Genomic DNA, 21,654 nt, shown 5'->3' with positions numbered 1-21,654 from the left:
CCGCCACTTGGTTTTCCGCGTACGTCACCGTCTGCGCACCGAACGAGCCTGACTCATCGACGTTGCTCTCTTTCAGAGTCACCGTCGCTTCCGCTGTCGAGCCGTAACCGTCGGTCATCACCATCTGGTAATCGCCACTGTTCGTGCCTTGCTCGAAATCGTTCACCTCCGCCGAAACGCCCGCTGCCGTGATACTGATGTTGCCGGCCGCATCCACACTGTAGAAGCCGTCTTCACTTGTGGCGCTTAAGGTGCCGTCACTGTGTTTGAACTCGTATTTGGTCACGCCATCCAGATCGCTGCCGGACAAGGTACCCACCACCGCGCCCGCCACTTGGTTTTCCGCATAACTTAGTTCTTGGTTAAAAAATAAAGAGTCGTCATCTACAGGCGTCACGCCAATATCAACAGTAATAGTATCTGTGCCTCCATTCCCGTCGCTAACTACAACGGTGAAGCTATCGCTTCCGTTGTAGTTTTCGTCTGGCGTATAGGTCCAATTACCATTTTCATCAACGACTACAGAACCGTTTGACGGATCTGTGCCTTTTGAGAATGTTAACGAGTCTCCGTCCGTATCTGTTGCGTTTAGCGTTCCGCTTACTGGGGTATCTTCGTCGGTGGTTACTGAAAGGTCATTACCTATCGGCGCGTCATTTACGGGAGTTACGCCAACGTTAACCGTAATTGTGTCAGTACCACCATTTCCATCATCGACGATAACCGTAAAGCTATCGGTACCGTTGTAGTTTTCGTTGGGGGTATAAGTCCAATCACCATTTTCATCGACAACGACAGTACCGTTTGATGGATCGGTGAACTTAACGAAAGACAGCGAATCGCCATCTTCATCTGATGCTGACAACGTTCCGCTTACTGGAGTATCTTCATCGGTTGTAAATGAGAGAGTGTCACCGACAGGCGAGTTATTGGTATCAACAAAGGTAGGGGCGCTATTAGTTTGCTCAAACGAACGGAATTGCTCTAGAAGGCTCAGGCTTTGAGTTCGCGACATGCCCAGCGCTTCAAATCCCGTTGTTATAAATTCGGTTGCTGGGATCGTTTCTTCACCGTCTCGCTCTACAGTCCCACTAGTTGCCAAGCTAGAACCATTTTGACCAGCAGCGGTAGCGAACTCATCTCCTAACTCAGTAGGGTCTTCACCTTCTTCTAATGCGGCAAAAATATTTGCGATATCCTGGTCTAGTTCAACTTCACCGTCTTCAGGTGAAAAACGCTTAACTGATACCTGAGGTTCATTAGGTCCATTTTGAGATTCAAGAGTTACATCTCCAGCCTGTAGAGGCTCTCCCTCTTCGAGTACTCTAACCGTGCCATCAACTGAAATAACAATGCGCTGACCCAATGCAAGAGCACCGGTCAAATTCAATGCTGTAATGTCCATATCAACCCCTAAAAACCATTTTCGCTTGTCACGTCAACTTTGTGACATCTTATTTATAATAATAGCCGAAATATAACATTTAACATCACATAATTCCTAGTTATGAATCGTGCATTTAACATACCGAGTGACAAGGTAATGACGCTGATCACATCACACAATAATGAAAGTGCTCACACTATCAATATAAGTTATTGTGTTTGCGAAAAATAACAGAGCTAAAAACGTAAAATTGACGTTCTCAAAATCATCATAAAACGCACAGCAAACTGTTAACAACTTTACAACCATTTACGGTAGCTTCTCGAGCGAACGTTATTTTTTTGGCGGTTCATCTAAATTTCGTATCTAGCACATTAAAAAGCGTAGGTTTAGATGCAGTCCAATTTGGAGAGATGGAAATTGAATTACATTCAAACGACAACATTAGGGTTAGCTATAGCGCTAAGTTTGCCGACAACAGCACAAACCTTAGAGCAAGCCGTTGCGTTTACATTAGAAAGCAACCCTGAAATCAAAAGTGCTTATAACGAATATATCAGTAAGCGTTATCTTAACGACGCTTCTGGTGGTGCTTATCGACCAAGTATAGACTTAGATGGTGGGATTGGTTATGAACATACTGATCTAGCAACCAACCAAGACACTACCGATCTGACTAGAAAAGAAGCAACGATCACCTTGACCCAGTTAATATGGGATGGCGCTAATACATCCAATGATATTGACCGTACTGCGGCTGATGCAGAGTCCGTGCGCTATCAACTACTATCTAACGCGCAAGACATCGCTTTAGAAGTAACAAAGGTTTATCTTGATGCAGTGAAAGCCTATGAAGTGCTTTCTCTTTCGGAAAGTAACTTAGCGACGCACAAAGAGATATATAACGATATTCGTAAGCGCGTGGAATCAGGTATTGGTTCAACCGCAGATATGTCACAAGTTGAAGCTCGTATTGCGAAAGCGCACGGGAATTTGCTTGCTGCTCAAAACAACCTTTTTGATACGCATACTCAGTTTAAAAGACTTGTTGGTCAATCTCCTTTAGGGTTAACTTTCCCTCGCGCAGATGCGGGTGCAATTCCTTATACCGTTGATGGTGCGTTGGCAAAAGCGTTTAACCAGCATCCAGTCATTAAGATTGCACAAGCCGATGTTGACTCAGCGAAGTTCCAATACAAACAATCTAAGAGTACCAACTACCCGACTGTTTCTTTTGAAGCCGCTCAAACTTGGCGTGATGACGCCGGTGGTACAGAAGGCAGCAGCGATGAGTTTTCTGCCATGGTTCGTTTAAGATACAACCTTTACAATGGTGGTTCGGATCAAGACCGCACAGAAAGTGCAGCCTACCAACTCAACAAAGCCAAGGACCTTCGCGAAAGTACTTACCGCAATGTAGAAGAGAGTCTACGTCTATCATGGAGCGCACTTGATTTAACGGTTCAGCAAAAAGAGTTCCTATCTGACCACGTAGACTCGGCATCAGACACGGTAATATCATATGAGAAACAATACCGTATCGGTAAACGTACCCTTCTCGACTTACTTAACACTGAGAATGAATTATTCGAAGCTCGTAAAGGCTATTTAGATGCTAAGTATGACGAGCAATACGCAAAATATCGCGTAATGAACGCAACTGGTAACCTACTCATCGGTTTACGAGTTGAGATCCCAGAAGAATGGAATGAAAAGGTGGAATATTAATGAAGCTTACCAACACAGTATTATCGCTTTGCTTCATGGTTGTATCTGCCAATGCTTTAGCTGAAAACAACGAAGATGAATTCGAATATCGCGCTCTACCGCCGGTCACTCAAATTTACGATCTTCAAGATGATGACAATGACGGTGTAATAAACGCGCGAGATTTATGTCCCGATACACAAATTGGTGCCGAGATCGATAACGACGGTTGTGGATCATATTTCGAGTCATCGGAAAAGAAAGAGCTGCATATACTCTTCGCTAATAATTCAACGGAAATAAACCCTGTCTTTCTAGGGCACATACGCCAAATGGCGGCATTTTTAAAGCGCTACGAAAGTACCAGCATTGAATTGCAAGGTTATGCCAGCAAAGTAGGTAACGCGGAACATAACCTAAAGCTTTCGAAAGAACGTGCATCACATGTAAGACGAGCGCTAATTAGCAACGGTATTCAGCCATCTAGAGTCAGCATCGTAGGTCATGGTGATTCTGAATTCAGCAGTGATGACACCCAAATCAATCACGCACTACATCGAAAAGTTGTTGCTTCCGTTGTTGGATTTAAGGGTAATATCAAAGAAGAATGGCACATCTTCACCAAAATTAAAAAGTAGGCGTACCCAGCTTTTACCATACTGAAACGTTATCTTAAGTTAACGTTTCAGTATGGTGATAATTCCTTGAATAGCATATACCTAAGCCGTCTATAATGTTAATCTTGCCACGTTATCAACATAGAGAATTAATCCATGAGCAAACTAACAGCTGATACTCAAGCAAATCTAGAACTTTTCGTTTCTGAAACACAAGAAACTAAACTGGTATGGGGCCTTCGCAACGAAGAAGGTTGGCTAGCATGTGACTCAAGTGAATTCGAAAACAGCGAAGTGATGCCATTCTGGTCTTCAAAAGAAGATGCTCAAACTCACAACGTTGAAGAGTGGGCTGACTTCGAAGTATTAGAAATTCCACTAGATATCTTTGTAGAAGATTGGTTACTGACTCTTGCTGAAGACGGCGTTCTTGTTGGTACTAACTGGAATGCAACATTAGAAGGCAAAGAACTTGAGCCTTCTGACCTAGCGAAATTATACATCTAATTTCCGATATCGGTCGCACGATTCGCGCGACCGATATACCTCTGATTAGTATCAATAAATTAGAGACCTACCTCGCATAACCACGTAGTCGCACCATTCAAAATTTGAAGCAACATCAAACTAATAATAGAATATCGTTCTTTATCTGATTGATCGTCTCTTGTGAATCACTTCGTTTTTGTTACCTTTCTACTATTCATTAGCTTTTGTTCTTATAGCCAAGTATCAACATCAGATCGTGACCACAATTCACCAGTCTATACCTCCAATCTAAGCTCTACTCCAAATGCTGATTGGAACGCGCTTTATCTCTCTACTTTAAACCACTCTCCTGAGCGCGCATTAAACATGCTGCAAACACGCTACATCGGCTCAACGGTTTATGGAGATAAGCTTTACCTTGCGTCTCTTCTGTATCAATACATGAGCCACCGAGATCAGCCGTTCTACGGAATCGCTTCAAACGACAATGACTACCAAGCGATAGAAACAGCGTTTATTTCTGCTCTGAGGAAAGACGGCAAAGGCCAATATGAACAAGCACAACAAGGCTTTCTAACACTTTTGGCGAAAATGCAATCTCGCAGTGATTTAACTGGTAAAGCCTTACTAAAGTACCAGCTATGCCGATCGCTTAACGAGCAAGCTAAATACCATCAAGCGAACTATTACTGCTCTGCCCTTCAGTCAGATTTACATGACATCGCTGACCCTGTATTACCAAAATTCGGGACTTATCGAGTCATCGCGAACAATCATCATTTCCGCAGTGACTATCAAGCTGCACTAGACACCTACCTATCACTAATAAACGTGTTTCCACAAGGGCATGATATTTCAGGGGTTTACAACGATGTGGGTAACTTGCTCAAAGAATTAAAGCAATATGAAAAATCGGCGGAGTATCTAGAGCAAGCTCTCATTCTCAGAGTAAACGCTTCAGATTTAATGAAAGCACAAGTGCATCACAGCCTTGCGGATCTCTACCTTAACCAAGAGCAAAGTGAACTAGCAATTCACCACTTTCAGACAGCAAGAACACTGCTGAGCTCAACGTCGCATAGCTACGGTATTGCACTCACAAGTCTTGGCTTAGGAAAAGCGTACACTCAAACGAAAAACTATGATGTGGCGAGAACCTACCTAATTGAGTCTCTTTCAGCTTCGAGCGAACTGAGCAATGATGTCATTCGCATCAATGCTTACTTGGCGATCAGCGATATGTTCGAAGAACAGAAACTGCCAACGGAAGCACTCAACTATGCTCAACAAGCGCTAGAATTAGCTGAACAAGTCACAAGGCATAAATACATCGCGCAGTCACTTCTTCAGCTTTCTGATATTCATCAATCACTCAGCGATTACCAACAAGCTTTCTATTTCTACCAGCGATACTCGTCAATACAAATGGAAGCTAGAGATATCGACAATCGACTCGCACTCGAAGCGCTCGGCCTGACGCACGCCAAATATGAACAAGAACTAGAAAGCTCTTTCCTGACACATCAGACGAAACTCGACCGCGTTCAAATTGAAAAAATGGAACATCAAAGATGGATGTACAACATCGTTGTTATTCTGTTGCTTTGCGCTGCAAGCTTCACGGTATTGATAAACAAAACGGTTCGCGCAAAAGCAGCAATTGATGGCTTAACGAAAGCATATAGCCGAACTGAGATAATTCGAAGAATCAAAAGAGTGAAACGCTGTAAAGGGACGGACAAACAGCATGTGCTCGTGCTGCTCGATCTAGATAAGTTTAAGAAGATTAATGATGAGCATGGGCACCCTACTGGTGATCGGGCACTGGTCCATATTAGTGATCAAATTAGAAAACACTTAGTGAATGGTGAATTGTTTGGTCGCTTAGGGGGTGAAGAATTTGTCATCATATTAACCGATACCCCACCAGCAGAGGTACGAGAACGCGTTGAAGAGTTGCACTACGCCATTTCAAGCACTGTCTTTTTATCAGAAAGCAAAAAGTCACTTAATGTGACCGCGAGTTTTGCTTATCTAGCAACCTCAAACGCATTAAGTGACTTTGATGACTTGTATTCAGTGCTCGACCAAGCACTCTATCAAGCCAAAAGCAACGGCCGAAACTGCATCATTGATGCTTACAACGAACCAATTGATTGACCTGAGGTTATTTATTCTCAGTCTGTTTGCGAACCAACTCAGCCATAATACCTTCACGATCACCTAGGTAATCGTTAAGGCCAACTTTACGCAGTTCACACGCTGGGCAATCGCCACAACCATCCCCGACAATGCCATTGTAACAAGTCAGTGTTTTATTTCGAACAAGCTCAAGTGCTGAGTACTGGTCGGCCAACGCCCATGTTTCAGCTTTGTTGAGCCACATTAACGGTGTTTTAATATCAAGCGGCTTGTCCATACCTTGTACAAGCGCAGAGTTCATCGCCTTCACAAAGTCATTACGACAATCAGGGTAACCAGAAAAGTCTGTTTCACACACACCTGTAATCACGGTTTCAGCACCGATTTGGTAAGCGTAAATACCCGCTAGAGTCAGAAATAGAATATTACGACCAGGAACGAATGAATTCGGCAGCCCATTCTCTTGCAGCTCATGAGACACAGGAATATCGTCACGAGTCAAAGAGCTGATAGCCAGTTCATTCAACAGAGTCACATCCATCACTTTGTGCGCTTTCACACCAAGCTCTTTCGACAATGACTCAGCAACTTCAATCTCGAGTCTATGGCGCTGACCATAATCAAACGTAATCGCATGAACTTCATCATACTCTTTTAATGCTTGAACAAGACACGTTGTTGAGTCTTGACCACCACTGAATACTACCACTGCTTTTTTCATCTTAAATCCTTACGAGAACCTTCTACTAGCGACTTATCTTGCCCAGTAAAAATACAACCTATGCGATGCTCAAATATTTGTGAGTTTGTATTGATAAGCGCCAATTGCGCTCAATGCAGGTATCAATACAAAGCTGAGTAGCGCGGTCTTTTTGGCTGATTGGTTGCAGAGCGATAACAGTGTCGTTAGGAACTGCTGCTCGCTCCAATAAACCGTCAAGTTGTTCGATGTCTTTGCTTGTACCTACTGGATGCTTAATTTCGTTAGCACGTTGCAAGGCGCTATCTAAGATTTCCAGTTTCGCTTTCATCGCCACTTTCGGTGACACCGTAACCCAAGTGTCCGGTGTGGCTTTAACTTCTGATGTTCCGCTAGTCTCAATCTGACAGCGACAACCGTGCTGCTCAAACGCTTCAGTAAGAGGAACAAGATCATAAATGCATGGCTCACCACCAGTAATCACAATGTGCTTAGCAGTGTAACCTTGCTTGATATATTCATTCACGATTCCTTGAGCATCGATTGCTGACCAAGTAGGTGAATCTTCTGTCTTAACCATAATATCGCCAAGGCTGGTTTCCTCTTCTGGCAACGCTTCCCAGGTCTGCTTGGTATCACACCAAGAACAGCCCACTGGGCAAATTTGCAGACGAACAAAAACAGCGGGAACGCCAGTAAACACGCCCTCACCCTGAATGGTTTCAAACATTTCATTAATCTTGTACAACTTTCCCTCAGCTCAATCATTTGATGAAATTAATCAACCGCAGACCTTAAAGCACTTCCCCCTTTTGGTCAAACAAATGAGTACTGATAAATGAGTTGATCAAAGCCCTAGCCTGAACTTTCAAGTTCCCTTATCCTTTCGCCCATAGATTTCGTTAGCTTTTAATTTTTTAGTAAGGAACAACATGTACAAACTGATTGCTCTTGATATGGATGGCACACTACTCAACAGTGAAAAAGTGATTTCTCAAGAGAACAAAGACGCAATCGCCAAAGCACGAGCTGCAGGTGTGAAAGTAGTTCTCGCTTCTGGTCGCCCTTTAGAAGGCATGCAAAGCAAATTAGATGAGCTTTCGATTGACGGCGAAGATGACTTTGTACTCTTCTACAACGGCTCTATGGTTCAGAACGTATCGACAAAAGAGATCATTCACAGTGAGATCAGCAACGGTAAAGCCGCAAAAGAGATTGCTGCCCTCGCTGAACAGCTTGGTGGTTATGTCCATGCTTTCAGCAAGATCCACGGCTTAATCACACCTGAGAACAATGAGTACACTGGTATTGAAGCGCGTATTAATTGCTTAGATATAACCGAGTTCGACTTTTCTCAACTAGAAGATGACCACGAAATCATCAAAACTATGATTGTCGCTGAACCAAGCAAGCTGACTGAAATCATCGGTAAGTTGCCACAAGAGCTTAAGACTCAGTTTACTATCGTACAAAGTGCACCATTCTTCTTAGAGTTCCTAAACCCGAAATCAAACAAGGGTGTCGGTATTGAAGCGATAGCGAAACACTTAGGCATTAAAGCGGAAGAAGTCATCTGCATGGGTGATGCTGAAAACGATCACCATATGCTTGAATACGCAGGCCTTGGCATTGCAATGGAAAACGCAATGGAAGAAACCAAGAAACTGGCGGATCACATCACAGCTAGCAACGACGACCATGGTGTAGCGGTCGCGATTGAGAAGTTTATCTTCAACTCATAAACGCTCAACAGGTTCTAATAAGAATTACTTTTTGCTTGTTTCAGAAATGACAAAGGCTGTGCACTGCACAGCCTTTTTGATTTTGTGTTAGTCGAGTCGCTTACTCTCTTTTCCATGGCAGACGAAATGCCACCACACCAAACAGAATCAAGATTGGGAAACGTAACGTTTCAACAATAAATGAAGCAATACCGCTGAAAGAGACAAAGCTTCCAGCCCAGCTAATCAGCAGATTTCCCGCTAACAACATCGCCATCACTCCAAGAACGATCTTGAATGAGAACTGACCAACCAAAGGTTTCGAGTCTGTTAACGTCACTAGGCATGCAATCGTCATCAAAATCGCCACCCAGAATGAGAATGTTGGCAGTGGCCATATCACCGTCAGAACAATCGACAGTAAGCACAATGCCCACCAAACACCTTTAGAACTCAATAAGGCGCTAATATCAACATCCGGTTTCGCGTCTAATCTCACGATATGCCACGTCGTTAAAGCGCCTAATACGCCACCCATTAATACATCACTAAAAAACGCACTACCTGAATAAGACTTAAATAGCATGATCCACAGCAGGCCAGCGAGCACTACCAGAATGGCTTTTTGCTCCAAGAGGCGCTTTAGTTTCCAAAAGACTAACAAGGTTAAACTGACCCACAAGGCAGCCAACAGACTTGGAAAACTATACCCACTGCTCATCACCAGTTTCAATGTTGGCATGTAAGCGTGTGGACGTGGAAAACCAAAACCTTGGTGCGCGATTAAAGTAAGTAGTGTCACCGAGATCAAAGTGAAGCCAAACTTCAACGCGAAGTTACGGCCAAAGTACCAAGCAATTAACGGCAATATCACAATGAAGACCCATGGCTTGGCCAACAAGTCAGTCAAAAGCACAGTATTCGCAAATACGCTTGGCATCTTATCGAACGTGTTTTGAAGTGACACAATCCAATTTAATTCAACTTGATGGACTTTGGGTGCCGCGCCCACCAGCTCAGTCACATACGTCACCGGTTGATCTGTCGCAGATAAAAACAGCTCGTTAATCTCAGACCACTGTTCTGGGTAGCGGTATTGGTGATCTTGCAATTCAGTAGGAGGAAGTAACATCGCTCGGCTGACTTCCACGCCATAATGAGGAGCAAACCAAATCGGCAGCTCAAAGCCACCTAACTCATTTCGAGCCTTGTAACTGATCACTTCAGAGTCAGAAATACAATCAAACACGACGGCACTGTCGGTATAACCTAGCACATCACCGACCGTTACCGACAAACCAGCCTCTTCCCACGTTTCACGTTGCGCCGCGACGGCTGGCGGCTCACCTGAAACAACAGTGCCTCCCGGTAGAGACAATTGACCGGTGATCAACTCATCAACCAACACGATTTGGTTATCAGCACGTACTACACACAAGGCGCCCGCGATATGATCGGGCAAAGTGTCGTTTGCCCAAGCGGAAGTAGTACTCAAAAGAGACAGTATGAAAACTAATAAATATCGAATAACCAACGAGTTTACCTAAAAAATAATAGAAGAATATTGAAGACTGCTGTTGCAGTTGAACTATTGTAATCAAAGCCACACAAAATCGCTGTCTACGTTTTGTGCAAAGCCTTCCTCATCCATTGAATGTGAGGTGTGAACCCCATTTTTTGATAGAAGTCCTTGGCAGGCGAGTTAAAGTCCCAAACTTCTACAAAGACTTGTTCAACCCCATAATCATCAAAAGTACTTTCAACTTTGTTAAACAACTTTTCAGCAATCGATTCTTTTCGATAATCAGGCAAGACAAACAGTTCATCGACACTTCCCATCGGTACTGGTTTGCTGACCGTTGAGATAAGCTCACAAAAATGCCCAGAGATAAAGCCAACAATGAGCTCTCCTTTTAATGCCACATAAACCAAACATTCAGGGTCATCCAAGTATCGTGCAATGCTTTTTTCCTGCTCAATCTCTTCTGCCGTTTTAAAGTGCTCTGGGCTAGCAAGGTGGTGGTGATGGTGGAGATCGAACATTAACTCGTTAAGTTGTTCTAAATCCGCGTGCTTTGCGGCCCTTAAGGTGACATTCATGACTATTGCGCTTCTCAAACCAAATTAATATCTAAACTGAGTCTAGTGTACTTGGCGTGAGTATCTATACAAGTTATTGAATTAATTCATTGTTTGAAGTGTGTATTTTAGATACAAAAACGGCCACATTACGTGGCCATTCTGTTTGAATGATTTTGAATTAAACGAATATCGAAGCTATGTTTTTTGCTGTGGCTTTTGCTGTAGCTTCAGCTTTATGCACCGTTATCTTCTTTCTCTTCTTTGAGATCAGCAAGCTGTTGTTCCAGTTCAATAAGCTTAATTTCCGCCTCTACTTCCGCAACTCGCTTTTCTGCATCAGTGCGATTGTCTTGCGCTAGACCATCAGCAGTAACTTGGGTTCGTTGTGCGTTTCTTGCATCATCCGTATCTTTCATTGAACCAGCAACACCACCAGTCACACCACCCAATGCAGCCCCCTTCGCGGCTAAGCTCGCATCTCCAGTTAGAGCGCCAGCTGTCGCTCCTAATAAAGCACCGCCCACAGCACCACGATTACGTGCAGCATTCTCATTTTCGTTATCCATTGCTGGTGATGCGCAACCAGAAAGAGTCACAATCAGTGTCGCTAAAAGAAAAGGTTTAGTGAATTTCATAGGAGTCTCGCTTAGTTCTTCGTTTGGAGTAGAGCCATCTTAAGCAGAACCGTTAATGAGATAAATAAAGCCACGTTTAGACGATACATCATGTTCAGTTATGTATCATTCAACCATCGCATAAGTGCTTATTGATATATATCTTTGAGCTCGCTTTAGCCTGACAAACAAAAAAGGCGACCAATAAGGTCGCCTCAATCGAGCTTTCTCTATAATTCTTGCCTTTCACATATCTCTTAGCCTTTAGACCAAAAGTTTTGCATGTTTGCTACGCTAGGTGGTGGCCTAACACCACAATCTCGATAATGATTTTTATCGCCGATCCCCAGTATCTTGCCATTTTCGTCATCAATCATAGCCGCAACTTTAACACCGTCTCCCACATGGCGAGTTAACACGACAATTTCACCAGCTCTTTCAGACCTTACTGCGCCTAAGATTTGATATTCGTAGCGGCCTTTCCTTGAATTAACGATCATCTTCGAGTTAATAGGGTCGGCTTCATATCCCACACCAATATCAAAAACCGCTTGATAGAGATCGACGCCAGTCTTTGATACACATTTAAATACCTTGGGATGACTCAAAGGTTCTAACAACGCTCTACTCGCTTCATCCTTTGAAATACTGGCACTAGCAGCACCACTGACCAATAAAGCAATCAACAAAAAGTAAGCTCGCATAAAAAGACCTCAATATGTGGGATTCATAATGAGGTCATAGTAAACGCAATGGATAAGCGGATGAATAAAGTAGAGTTTAGGTAAACCATCACGCCGGATTATGTATAAATCAACAAGCCGAAGGTGAGATTACCTAAACTGCGACGTCTATTTTCCGAGCTTTTGTGCGATCTCAGTTAAGCTTGTTGGATCATCAATCGTCGAAGGTACTACGTATTGTTCACCTTCTGCAATTTGACGTATGGTTCTTCGCAAGATCTTACCAGAACGCGTCTTAGGCAATCGCTCGACTACTAAAGCTTGCTTGAAACATGCAACCGCACCAATCTCATTTCGAACCTTACCGACGAGCTCCGCTTGAAGGTCATCGCCATCCACCTTCACACCGTCTTTTAACACAACTAGCCCGAGCGGTAGCTGACCTTTAAGCTCATCGTGAATCCCAACCACAGCACATTCAGCAATGGCTGGGTGACCGCCAACAATTTCTTCCATTTCACCCGTAGACAAACGGTGCCCCGCCACATTTATCACATCGTCGATACGGCCCATGATAAATAGATAGCCGTCTTCATCAAGGTAACCGCCATCCCCCGAGACGTAATAGCCTGGGAATTGGCTTAAATAACCCGATTCAAACCTATCGTGGTTGCGCCATACCGTCGGTAAGCAACCAGGTGGAAGTGGTCGTTTAAGTGCGACAAAACCTTGTTGATTAGCTTGTGCAAGCTCACCCAACTCATTGAGGATCTCCACTTGATAACCCGGCACTGGCTTGGTTGAAGAACCCGCTTTCACAGGTAAAGACTCAAGTCCTGTAGGATTAGCTGAGATAGCCCAACCAGTCTCAGTTTGCCACCAATGGTCGATAACTGGTTTATTCGTCTGAGATTCAACCCAGTCCAACGTTGGTGGGTCTAAACGCTCTCCTGCCATGAAAATCGACTTGAGTGATGATAAGTCATACTTGTTAAGTAACTCGCCTGCAGGATCTTCTTTCTTAATCGCTCGAAATGCGGTTGGCGCAGAAAACAATACTTCGACTTTGTATTCTTCACACACTCGCCAAAATGCACCGGGATCTGGCGTTCGTACTGGCTTACCTTCAAACAAAATGGTCGTACAACCATGAATCAATGGCGCATACACAATATAGGAATGCCCAACGACCCAACCGACATCAGAAGCTGCCCAAAACACACCGTCTTGCGGCATATCGTAGATAGTGCTCATCGAGTATTTCAACGCAACCGCATGACCACCATTATCACGTACAACCCCTTTTGGTTTGCCTGTCGTTCCAGAGGTATACAGGATATATAGTGGGTCTGTTGCTAGAACAGGCACACACACATGTGGCAAGGCATCCTCAACGGCTTGTTGCCAAAGTACATCGCGTTCGTTGTTCAATTCGGCTAGTGACTGCTCTCTTTGGAATACTACCACTTTTTCAGGCTTCCAGCGGCTGTCCATGATTGCGCGATCGACCATCGGTTTATATGGCAGCACCTTGTTAATCTCAACACCACAAGATGCAGTAATCAACACCTTCGGCTCGGCATCCTCAATTCGAACGGCAAGCTCATGAGGAGCGAATCCGCCAAACACAACCGAGTGAACCGCTCCTAGTCGAGCGCAAGCCAACATTGCCATTGCCGCTTCAGGAATCATTGGCATGTAGATCACCACACGATCACCTTTGGTAACGCCTTGCGTGGCTAACATCCCAGCCACTTTCGCTACTTGATCACGCAATTGGTGATAAGTATACGAGGATTGAGAGCCGGTAACCGGAGAGTCGTAAATCAGCGCGGTATTGTCACCTCGCCCATTTTCACAATGATAATCCAAAGCCAGCCAACAAGTATTCATCACCCCATCAGGAAACCAACGTTCAATACCGTTATCGTCCGTTTGTAATATTGTTCTTGGAGACTCAAACCAATCAATGGCTTGTGATTGTGTTTCCCAGAACGAATTGGGGTCTTCCCTCGCCCATTGATACTCGGTGATGTAATCCGTTTCTCTAGTCGTTCGATTTGTAGCAGACATAGTGCCACCTCCATGATTCATCCATTTTCCAAGCGCCTGCCCTTTGGCAGTAGCACTTGATTGCACTCTTTTCTCAGCGTTGTATTCGGAACATTTAACCGAACACAACAATCGCTTTACTTGGGAAAAGGCACACGAATGGCACCTTCCATGATCACTCGGGCACTACGACTCATAATCGCCCTCTCAATTTTCCATCCACTTTCTGTCTCTAGCGCTTTAGCACCTACCTTCAATGTTCCTGATGGGTGCCCAAAAGTCACAAAGTCACGAGAACCTCCTCCCGCCGCTAAATTCACTAACGTCCCCGGGACACTTGACGCTGAAGCAATCGCAACCGCAGCTGTGCCCATCATGGCGTGATGCAATTGCCCCATAGACAGAGCGCGTACCAGCAGGTCTGTCTCATCCACAGTAACTGACTTGCCACTTGAAGCTTGATAGTCTTGAGGCTTAGCAACAAACGCAACCTTGGGAGTGTGTTGGCGTGATTCAGCTTGTTCTAACGACTCAATAAGCCCCATCGCAACTGCGCCATGTGCTCGTATAGACTCGAACAGTGCCAAGGCTTTTGGATCGCTGTTGATATCGGATTGAAGCTCTGTTCCTAGATATCCGACCGATTCAGCATCAACAAAAATGGTTGGAATTCCTGCATTAATATAAGTCGCTTTAATGCAACCTAACTCCGGAACATCTAAAAAATCGACAACATTCCCTGTCGGAAACATCGACCCACTCGCGTCAGCTGGATCTAGAAAATCGACCTGAATTTCTGCGGCGGGGAAAGTGACACCATCAAGTTCAAAATCCCCCAACTCTTGAACTTCACCGTCCACGATAGGCACATGAACAATAATGGTTTTCTCGATATTGACTTGCCATACTCGCACCTCGACCACACCGTTTTCTGGAATACGATTCGAGTCGACTAGGCCACTATGAATAGCAAATGGGCCCACTGCAGCAGACAGATTGCCGCAGTTACCGCTCCAATCAACGAACGGCTTGTCTATTGCTACTTGGCCGAATAGGTAATCAACATCGTGATCGGCTTTACTACTTTTCGAAACAATAACGGTTTTACTGGTACTGGATGTTGCACCACCCATGCCATCGGTTTGTTTGCCATAAGGATCTGGACTACCAATCACGCGCAGAAGTAATGCGTCTCGAGCTTCTCCGGCAACTTGCGCAGCCTCAGGTAAGTCACTTAAGTTGAAGAAAACGCCTTTGCTTGTTCCGCCCCGCATGTAGGTAGCAGGTACTTTTATCTGTTTATTTGTCATCATAAGCTCCTACTGTGCGAGAAAGTCTTTAGCGAAACGTTGCAATACGCCACCAGCGCTGTACACATTCACTTCGTCTGCCGTGTCTAGTCGGCAGGTCACAGGAACATCCAGCTTGTCACCGTTTTTACGAGTGATGACTAGAGCCAAATCAGACCCTGCTTCAATGTCGCCGTACACGTCGTAAAGCTCGGTGCCGTCCAGTTCTAAGGTATTGCGATTGGTTCCCGCTTTAAACTGCAAAGGCAACACACCCATTCCAACTAAGTTGGTTCTGTGGATTCGTTCAAAGCCTTCGGCAACAATCACTTCAACACCCGCCAAGCGCACCCCTTTGGCTGCCCAGTCACGTGATGAACCTTGTCCATAATCGGCACCCGCCACGACAATCAAAGGCTGTTTACGGTTCATGTAGGTTTCTATCGCTTCCCACATTCGCGTAACTTGACCTTCTGGTTCAACTCTTGCTAGTGAACCTTGCACAACTTCTCCAGCGTCCTTAACCATTTCGTTATACAGCTTAGGGTTGGCGAATGTTGCTCGTTGCGCGGTTAAGTGATCGCCTCGATGGGTCGCGTAAGAGTTAAAGTCCTCTTCCGGCACTTCCATTTTTGTGAGATATTCCCCCGCTGCGCTCGAAGCGAGAATCGCATTTGAAGGGGATAAGTGATCTGTAGTGATATTGTCACCCAGAATCGCTAAAGGTCTCATACCAGATAGGCTTCGTTCTCCCGCAAGAGCACCTTCCCAATAAGGTGGTCTTCGGATATAAGTACTTTGAGGTCGCCAGTCATAAAGCGGTTCAGTCGTCACCTGCTCCTCGTCTGGCTGGAACATTTTTACGTAGATCTGTTGGAATTGCTGAGGCTTAACGTGCTCACCGACAACAGCATCGATCTCGGCATCACTCGGCCATAAATCACTTAAGTAGATTGGCTTACCATTGTTGTCGGTGCCTAAGCTGTCTTTTTCGATATCAAAGCGAATCGTACCAGCTAAGGCATAAGCGACGACCAATGGCGGTGATGCTAAAAACGCTTGTTTGGCATAAGGGTGAATTCGACCATCGAAGTTTCGATTCCCCGATAGCACAGCGGTTGAATATAGGTCACGGTCGATGATCTCTTGTTGAATTTTAGGATCCAACGCACCACTCATTCCATTACAGGTTGTGCACGCATAACCGACGATACCGAAGCCTAGTTTTTCCAGTTCAGGCAACAAACCGGCGGACTCAAGATAAAGCTTGGCAACTTTTGAGCCTGGCGCGAATGACGTTTTTACCCATGGCTTACGAACTAATCCAAGCTGATTGGCCTTCTTCGCAACCAATGCTGCGGCGACGACATTTCTTGGGTTACTGGTATTGGTACAAGAAGTAATCGCCGCAATGATCACGGCACCATCTGGCATTTGTTCATCAGAATATTGTTCAGCGTGTTGCTCTTTCCAAGAAGCTTGGCTGATGCCTTGTTTGGCAAGTTCACTGGTTGGTAAACGACGATGTGGATTGGATGGCCCTGCAAGGTTGCGCTCAACTTTAGACAAATCAAACTCAAGCACACGTTCGTATTGAGCGGAATCTAAATCATCGGCCCATAAGCCAGTTTGCTTAGCGTATAGCTCAACTAACTCAACCTGTTCAGGCTCGCGTCCTGTCAGCTTTAGGTATTGTATGGTCTGTTCATCGATATAGAACATACCTGCTGTCGCGCCGTATTCTGGTGTCATATTCGATATAGTGGCGCGGTCGCCAATGGTCAGTGCACGAGCCCCTTCACCAAAGAACTCTAGATAACTGGAAACCACTCTCTGATTGCGAAGAAACTCTGTAATCGCAAGCACAATATCCGTTGCGGTTATCCCTTCTTGTCGTTGACCCGTCAGTTTAACGCCTACAATATCAGGCAATCGCATCATAGACGGACGACCGAGCATCACAGTCTCAGCTTCCAAACCACCTACACCTATTGCAATAACACCCAGAGCGTCAACATGAGGAGTATGACTGTCGGTGCCGACACAGGTATCAGGAAACGCGATTCCTTCTTTAGATTGAATCACTGGAGACATTTTCTCCAAGTTAATCTGGTGCATAATTCCATTACCCGCAGGAATCACACTCACGTTTTTAAACGCGATTTTACACCAGTCAATAAAATGAAAACGATCTTCGTTTCTGCGTTCTTCAATCGCACGGTTTTTATCAAAGGCTTCACTATCAAAGCCTGCATGTTCCACAGCTAAAGAGTGATCAACAATCAGTTGGGTTTCGACAACGGGGTTCACCTTGGCAGGGTCTCCGCCTTGGTCGGCAATCGCGTCTCTTAATCCAGCCAAATCTACTAGGGCTGTTTGACCAAGAATGTCATGACACACCACACGCGCAGGATACCAAGGGAAATCAAGGTCACTCTTGCGTTCAATGATCTGTTTTAAGCTGTCTTCAAGGGTTTCAGGATCACAGCGTCTTACTAATTGCTCTGCCAATACTCTCGACGTATAAGGCAAGGTTTTATAACTGCCCGGAGATATCGCTTCTACCGCTTCGCAAGCATCGTAATATTCTAAATGAGTTCCGGGTAAAAGTTTTCGGTACTGATTTTTATCAAGGTACTGAGCTTGTTCAAGTTTCACATCAGACATACATCCACCATTATCTGTTAAATTCTATTCGTTGGTTCTTGAGGCCTTGTCGTATGAAGACGGAAGTCACCTCAAGACATAAGTCGGCTCGTTATAGAGGGCTAACGTAGATGAATAGGTAACCAGTCTTGATGCTCTGGCCCGGTGTAGTCTGCACTTGGACGAATGATGCGATTGTTTTCTCTTTGTTCGAACACATGCGCCGTCCAACCTGTAAGGCGGCTCATCACAAAGATCGGAGTAAACAATTTGGTTGGGATGTCCATGAAGTGATATGCCGATGCATGGAAGAAGTCAGCATTACAGAACAAGCCTTTCTCGCGCTTCATAACCGCTTCAACACGTTCTGAAACGGCGTAAAGCTGTTTATCACCGACCTCTTGAGCTAGCTCTTTTGACCAACGCTTGATTAGAGCATTTCGTGGGTCGCTTTCACGATAAATGGCATGACCGAAGCCCATGATTTTGTCTTTGTTAGCAAGCATCTGCATGATGTTAGTTTCTGCTTCATCAGCGGATTTCCAATCTTGGATCATTTCCATTGCCGCTTCATTCGCACCGCCATGTAAAGGACCTCTTAGTGTGCCAATTGCTGCTGTAACGCACGAATGAATATCAGACAGGGTTGATGCACACACACGAGCTGCAAAGGTTGAAGCATTAAACTCGTGTTCCGCGTATAGGGTGAGCGAGCAATGCATCACCTTCTTATGAAGTTCACTTGGAGTTTTGTCTGTTAGCATTTTCAAGAAGTAGCCACCCAGACATGCTTCGCTTTGATCTTCAGTGTCAATGCGCACGCCATCATGACTAAAGCGGTACCAGTAACAAATAATCGCAGGGAAAAGCGCAAGCATTCGCTCAGTCGCAGACAGTTGCTCAGAAAAATCTGACTCTTGCTCTAGATTACCTAGCATTGAACAACCCGTTCTCATCACATCCATTGGATGAGCGTCTACAGGGATAAGCTCTAGTGCTGCTTTCAAAGGTTGAGGCAAGCCGCGCAAACCAATCAACAACGTTTTGTAATCGTCTAACTCTTTTTCACTGGGCAAATGACCTCTTAGTAACAGATGCGCCACTTCTTCGAACTGAGCATGATTAGCAAGGTCGGTTATGTCATAGCCACGGTAGGTCAAACCCGTTCCTGACTGGCCTACCGTACATAGCGCCGTGGTTCCCGCACTCTGCCCACGTAGACCAGCACCACCGATTGCAGGTGCGCTAGCTGGTTTGATTTCGGGTTTTTCGCTTTGTTGTTGGTTTTCTGTTGAAGCCTTTTCGACAGCTGCTTTATCACTCAAAGATACAGACATGGTGAACTCCTTTTCTGTGTTAGCCGCCTGCACTCTTTGGTGCTGCCTATTTATATGCCCGATGATCTTTATCATCGGTACTGGATTTGGCGACTAACCATTTCACGTTATTGGATTAAGTTGATTTTTGATTAATTGAAACTGGTTTACCCTTCGCTTGAAAACAACTGATCAAGCTTGTTCTCGTAGTCGTGGTAACTCAGGTGTTCGTAAAGCTCTTTACGGGTTTGCATTGAGTCCAACAGAGCTTCTTGGTTGCCTTCAACTAACAAGTGTTTGTAAACATTCTCCGCGGCTTTGTTCATCGCACGGAATGCACTGAGTGGATAAAGCACCATGTCGACATGAGATTGCGCCAGTTCTTTGCAGTTGTAGAGGGGGGTTTGGCCAAATTCAGTGATGTTCGCAAGAATAGGCACATGTTTACCTGTTGCTGATTTCAAAGCTGCCGAGAACTTCACATATTGGTCGAGTTGATTCATCGCCTCAGGGAAAATCATGTCTGCGCCCGCTTCAACACACGCAATCGCTCGTTCAATCGCGCTATCAATGCCTTCAACCGCCAATGCATCGGTACGTGCCATAATCACAAAGCTTTCATCGGTTCTAGCATCTGTTGCCGCTTTGACTCGATCAACCATCTCTTGCTGGCTTACAATCGCTTTATTTGGTCGATGACCACAGCGTTTCTGGGCCACTTGGTCTTCCATATGGATTGCTGCTGCGCCTGCCTTCTCCATAGCGCGAATCGTACGTGCAATATTGAATGCGCCACCAAATCCCGTATCGATGTCCACCAGCAAAGGCAGATCACACGCATTGGTAATACGTTCCACATCCACTAACACATCGTTCAATGTAGTAATGCCCAAGTCAGGCAAACCGTAAGACGCATTGGCGATACCTCCGCCAGACAAATAGATCGCCTGATGCCCCAAGTTCTTTGCCATCATCGCGCAATACGGATTCACCGTACCGACGATCTGCAATGGGTCGTTGTCTTGCACAGCTTGTCGGAACTTAGCTCCTGCTGATAACTTCATAATGACGCTCCCTGTTAATTGTTAATTTCTAATCTTTATGACTACTGATGTTTAGCTCTCGCCAGCGAAGAACCGCTAGCAAATACCAGTCGCCAATTAATCAAGATCTTTGGATTGAATTTGTTGCTCTATAAGTAATCGGCTTCCCGAGATGTGTCTTCGCATTAGCATTTCTGCTAGCTCTTCATCACGGTTGCGAATCGCTTGTAGGATGTATTTGTGTTCATCGAGCGCCTCTTTGGGCCGAGACTGAGCCCTAGGCGATTGATAGCGGTACATGCGTAATAGGTGATAAAGCTCATCACACAGCAGCGAAATGAGTTTGCTGTTACGGCTGGCTTTAATGATTCGATAATGGAAGTCGAAATCGCCGTGTTGATGAAAGTAGGAAGAACCCTCGACTTCATCGATATGTTGGGAATGTGTCGACAATAATCCTTCAAGCCCGATAAGCTCTTCTTGTGTGATATGTCGCGCTGCTAAGCGAGCCGCCATGCCTTCCAGTGCCTCTCGCACCGCGTACAACTCGAGTAGTTTGTCTGCCGAAAAAGTAATAACTCGAGCCCCTACATGAGGAATGCGTTCAATCAAGCCAAGCCCTTCAACACGCATTATAGCTTCACGTAATGGGCCTCGGCTTACCTCAAAGCGTTTAGCCAGTTCAGGCTCCGAAATCTTATTGCCAGGAACTAATTCGCCGCTAACAATCGCCTCGACGAGATACTCAGTGAGGTTTTCTGATTTAGTGTTCTCTTTATCGCTGACACGTGTTTTCGTGTTTGCACTTAAGCTGAGATCTTTTATCGCAGTATTCATATTCACGCTGCTCACTTCTGATTGCTGAACCTTAATTGTCAACAATTCCATAACATGAACATAAAATACACGAACAAATTGTCGACAATCAAGCCAATTGTCGACAGTTTAGACTAAGGTAGTACTTTCTATAGGCGATAAAAACTTACTTAAAAGGACACTAAAAACAATTCAACCACTTGTTATTTATCGATTTAAGCAAAGAAAGAGCCGCTAAACCCTTCCCTACCCTGAAATCACTCGAAACCAATGTGTCGACAACTTATAGACAGACTTGACAAACGCAGAGCACTTTGTGTCGATCTACCTGTTCACCGATAAACAGATAT

General features: G+C 44.9%; 18 protein-coding genes. 5 read left to right on the top strand and 13 right to left on the bottom strand.

All coding sequences use genetic code 11. The features are described from left to right. The coding region (locus tag AB4558_RS12210) for an Ig-like domain-containing protein (RefSeq protein ID WP_372158838.1) at positions 1 to 1,405 on the bottom strand (1,405 nt) is incomplete at its 3' end. 402 nt (positions 1,406 to 1,807) lie between these two features. Here AB4558_RS12210 and AB4558_RS12205 point away from each other — a divergent pair. From AB4558_RS12205 to AB4558_RS12190, 4 genes are all read left to right on the top strand, one after another. Then, positions 1,808 to 3,115, top strand: a complete 1,308-nt coding sequence (locus AB4558_RS12205; RefSeq protein ID WP_017062307.1) for a TolC family outer membrane protein — start codon at positions 1,808 to 1,810, stop codon at positions 3,113 to 3,115. Next, complete coding sequence (locus tag AB4558_RS12200) at positions 3,115 to 3,732, top strand: OmpA family protein (protein WP_372158837.1); 618 nt, start codon at positions 3,115 to 3,117, stop codon at positions 3,730 to 3,732. Before AB4558_RS12205 ends, AB4558_RS12200 begins: the two co-directional genes overlap by 1 nt. Positions 3,733 to 3,867: 135 nt before the next feature. After that, the gene (locus AB4558_RS12195) at positions 3,868 to 4,218 is read left to right on the top strand and encodes a DUF2750 domain-containing protein (RefSeq protein WP_017062305.1); all 351 of its coding nucleotides are present in this window, start codon (positions 3,868 to 3,870) and stop codon (positions 4,216 to 4,218) included. Positions 4,219 to 4,380: 162 nt separating this feature from the next. Beyond that, positions 4,381 to 6,360, top strand: coding sequence for a diguanylate cyclase (locus AB4558_RS12190; protein WP_136974303.1), 1,980 nt, complete (start codon positions 4,381 to 4,383; stop codon positions 6,358 to 6,360). 7 nt (positions 6,361 to 6,367) lie between these two features. On the opposite strand, the gene queC is transcribed toward AB4558_RS12190, so the two are convergent. Together queC and queE are read right to left on the bottom strand one after the other, a co-directional pair. Continuing rightward, positions 6,368 to 7,063 (bottom strand): 7-cyano-7-deazaguanine synthase QueC, encoded by a 696-nt coding sequence (queC, locus tag AB4558_RS12185; protein WP_243583528.1) that lies wholly within the window; start codon positions 7,061 to 7,063, stop codon positions 6,368 to 6,370. Positions 7,064 to 7,121: 58 nt separating this feature from the next. After that, positions 7,122 to 7,790 carry a 7-carboxy-7-deazaguanine synthase QueE gene (gene queE, locus AB4558_RS12180; RefSeq protein ID WP_346762947.1) on the bottom strand — a complete coding sequence of 223 codons (669 nt, stop codon included), beginning with the start codon at positions 7,788 to 7,790 and terminating at the stop codon, positions 7,122 to 7,124. A gap of 184 nt (positions 7,791 to 7,974) precedes the next feature. Between queE and AB4558_RS12175 the strand changes: the two genes are divergently transcribed. Beyond that, positions 7,975 to 8,784: a Cof-type HAD-IIB family hydrolase gene (locus AB4558_RS12175; protein ID WP_017062301.1), complete on the top strand. Its 810-nt coding sequence runs from the start codon at positions 7,975 to 7,977 to the stop codon at positions 8,782 to 8,784. 100 nt (positions 8,785 to 8,884) lie between these two features. On the opposite strand, the gene AB4558_RS12170 is transcribed toward AB4558_RS12175, so the two are convergent. The 10 genes from AB4558_RS12170 to AB4558_RS12125 form a co-directional block, all read right to left on the bottom strand. Then, positions 8,885 to 10,297: an NUDIX domain-containing protein gene (locus tag AB4558_RS12170; RefSeq protein WP_029235369.1), complete on the bottom strand. Its 1,413-nt coding sequence runs from the start codon at positions 10,295 to 10,297 to the stop codon at positions 8,885 to 8,887. A gap of 86 nt (positions 10,298 to 10,383) precedes the next feature. Next, entirely contained in the window at positions 10,384 to 10,863 is a 480-nt protein-coding gene (locus AB4558_RS12165; RefSeq protein WP_009846623.1) for a GNAT family N-acetyltransferase, read from the bottom strand. Positions 10,864 to 11,078: 215 nt separating this feature from the next. Next, positions 11,079 to 11,480, bottom strand: a complete 402-nt coding sequence (locus AB4558_RS12160) for a glycine zipper domain-containing protein (RefSeq protein ID WP_004733606.1) — start codon at positions 11,478 to 11,480, stop codon at positions 11,079 to 11,081. Between the two features lie 236 nt (positions 11,481 to 11,716). Continuing rightward, positions 11,717 to 12,163, bottom strand: a complete 447-nt coding sequence (locus tag AB4558_RS12155) for a hypothetical protein (protein ID WP_050648228.1) — start codon at positions 12,161 to 12,163, stop codon at positions 11,717 to 11,719. A gap of 147 nt (positions 12,164 to 12,310) precedes the next feature. After that, the gene (locus AB4558_RS12150) at positions 12,311 to 14,215 is read right to left on the bottom strand and encodes a propionyl-CoA synthetase (protein ID WP_372158836.1); all 1,905 of its coding nucleotides are present in this window, start codon (positions 14,213 to 14,215) and stop codon (positions 12,311 to 12,313) included. 116 nt (positions 14,216 to 14,331) lie between these two features. Continuing rightward, complete coding sequence (gene prpF / locus AB4558_RS12145) at positions 14,332 to 15,504, bottom strand: 2-methylaconitate cis-trans isomerase PrpF (RefSeq protein WP_372073970.1); 1,173 nt, start codon at positions 15,502 to 15,504, stop codon at positions 14,332 to 14,334. 9 nt (positions 15,505 to 15,513) lie between these two features. After that, positions 15,514 to 18,150, bottom strand: coding sequence for a Fe/S-dependent 2-methylisocitrate dehydratase AcnD (gene acnD, locus AB4558_RS12140; protein ID WP_372073944.1), 2,637 nt, complete (start codon positions 18,148 to 18,150; stop codon positions 15,514 to 15,516). Between the two features lie 101 nt (positions 18,151 to 18,251). Then, complete coding sequence (gene prpC, locus AB4558_RS12135) at positions 18,252 to 19,466, bottom strand: 2-methylcitrate synthase (protein ID WP_102321433.1); 1,215 nt, start codon at positions 19,464 to 19,466, stop codon at positions 18,252 to 18,254. Between the two features lie 146 nt (positions 19,467 to 19,612). Then, complete coding sequence (gene prpB, locus AB4558_RS12130; protein ID WP_372073946.1) at positions 19,613 to 20,509, bottom strand: methylisocitrate lyase; 897 nt, start codon at positions 20,507 to 20,509, stop codon at positions 19,613 to 19,615. A gap of 96 nt (positions 20,510 to 20,605) precedes the next feature. After that, a complete protein-coding gene (locus AB4558_RS12125) occupies positions 20,606 to 21,325 on the bottom strand; it encodes a GntR family transcriptional regulator (RefSeq protein WP_372073971.1) in 720 nt (239 codons plus the stop codon). Positions 21,326 to 21,654 lie beyond the last annotated feature (329 nt).

The organism is Vibrio sp. 10N.222.51.C5 (assembly GCF_041474575.1).
Lineage (GTDB): Bacteria > Pseudomonadota > Gammaproteobacteria > Enterobacterales > Vibrionaceae > Vibrio > Vibrio crassostreae_C.
The sequence above is the reverse complement of the archived record's forward strand: the minus strand, read 5'-3'. Positions and strand labels throughout refer to the sequence as shown.

What these genes read in the sequence shown, in the direction of transcription:
- AB4558_RS12200 (WP_372158837.1), top strand. Translation starts at nt 3,115, where the DNA reads ATGAAGCTTACCAACACAGTATTATCGCTTTGCTTCATGGTTGTATCT.
- AB4558_RS12195 (WP_017062305.1), top strand. Translation starts at nt 3,868, where the DNA reads ATGAGCAAACTAACAGCTGATACTCAAGCAAATCTAGAACTTTTCGTT.
- queC (WP_243583528.1), bottom strand. Translation starts at nt 7,063, where the DNA reads ATGAAAAAAGCAGTGGTAGTATTCAGTGGTGGTCAAGACTCAACAACG.
- AB4558_RS12175 (WP_017062301.1), top strand. Translation starts at nt 7,975, where the DNA reads ATGTACAAACTGATTGCTCTTGATATGGATGGCACACTACTCAACAGT.
- AB4558_RS12165 (WP_009846623.1), bottom strand. Translation starts at nt 10,863, where the DNA reads ATGAATGTCACCTTAAGGGCCGCAAAGCACGCGGATTTAGAACAACTT.
- AB4558_RS12160 (WP_004733606.1), bottom strand. Translation starts at nt 11,480, where the DNA reads ATGAAATTCACTAAACCTTTTCTTTTAGCGACACTGATTGTGACTCTT.
- AB4558_RS12155 (WP_050648228.1), bottom strand. Translation starts at nt 12,163, where the DNA reads ATGCGAGCTTACTTTTTGTTGATTGCTTTATTGGTCAGTGGTGCTGCT.
- AB4558_RS12150 (WP_372158836.1), bottom strand. Translation starts at nt 14,215, where the DNA reads ATGTCTGCTACAAATCGAACGACTAGAGAAACGGATTACATCACCGAG.
- prpF (WP_372073970.1), bottom strand. Translation starts at nt 15,504, where the DNA reads ATGACAAATAAACAGATAAAAGTACCTGCTACCTACATGCGGGGCGGA.
- acnD (WP_372073944.1), bottom strand. Translation starts at nt 18,150, where the DNA reads ATGTCTGATGTGAAACTTGAACAAGCTCAGTACCTTGATAAAAATCAG.
- prpC (WP_102321433.1), bottom strand. Translation starts at nt 19,466, where the DNA reads ATGTCTGTATCTTTGAGTGATAAAGCAGCTGTCGAAAAGGCTTCAACA.
- prpB (WP_372073946.1), bottom strand. Translation starts at nt 20,509, where the DNA reads ATGAAGTTATCAGCAGGAGCTAAGTTCCGACAAGCTGTGCAAGACAAC.
- AB4558_RS12125 (WP_372073971.1), bottom strand. Translation starts at nt 21,325, where the DNA reads ATGAATACTGCGATAAAAGATCTCAGCTTAAGTGCAAACACGAAAACA.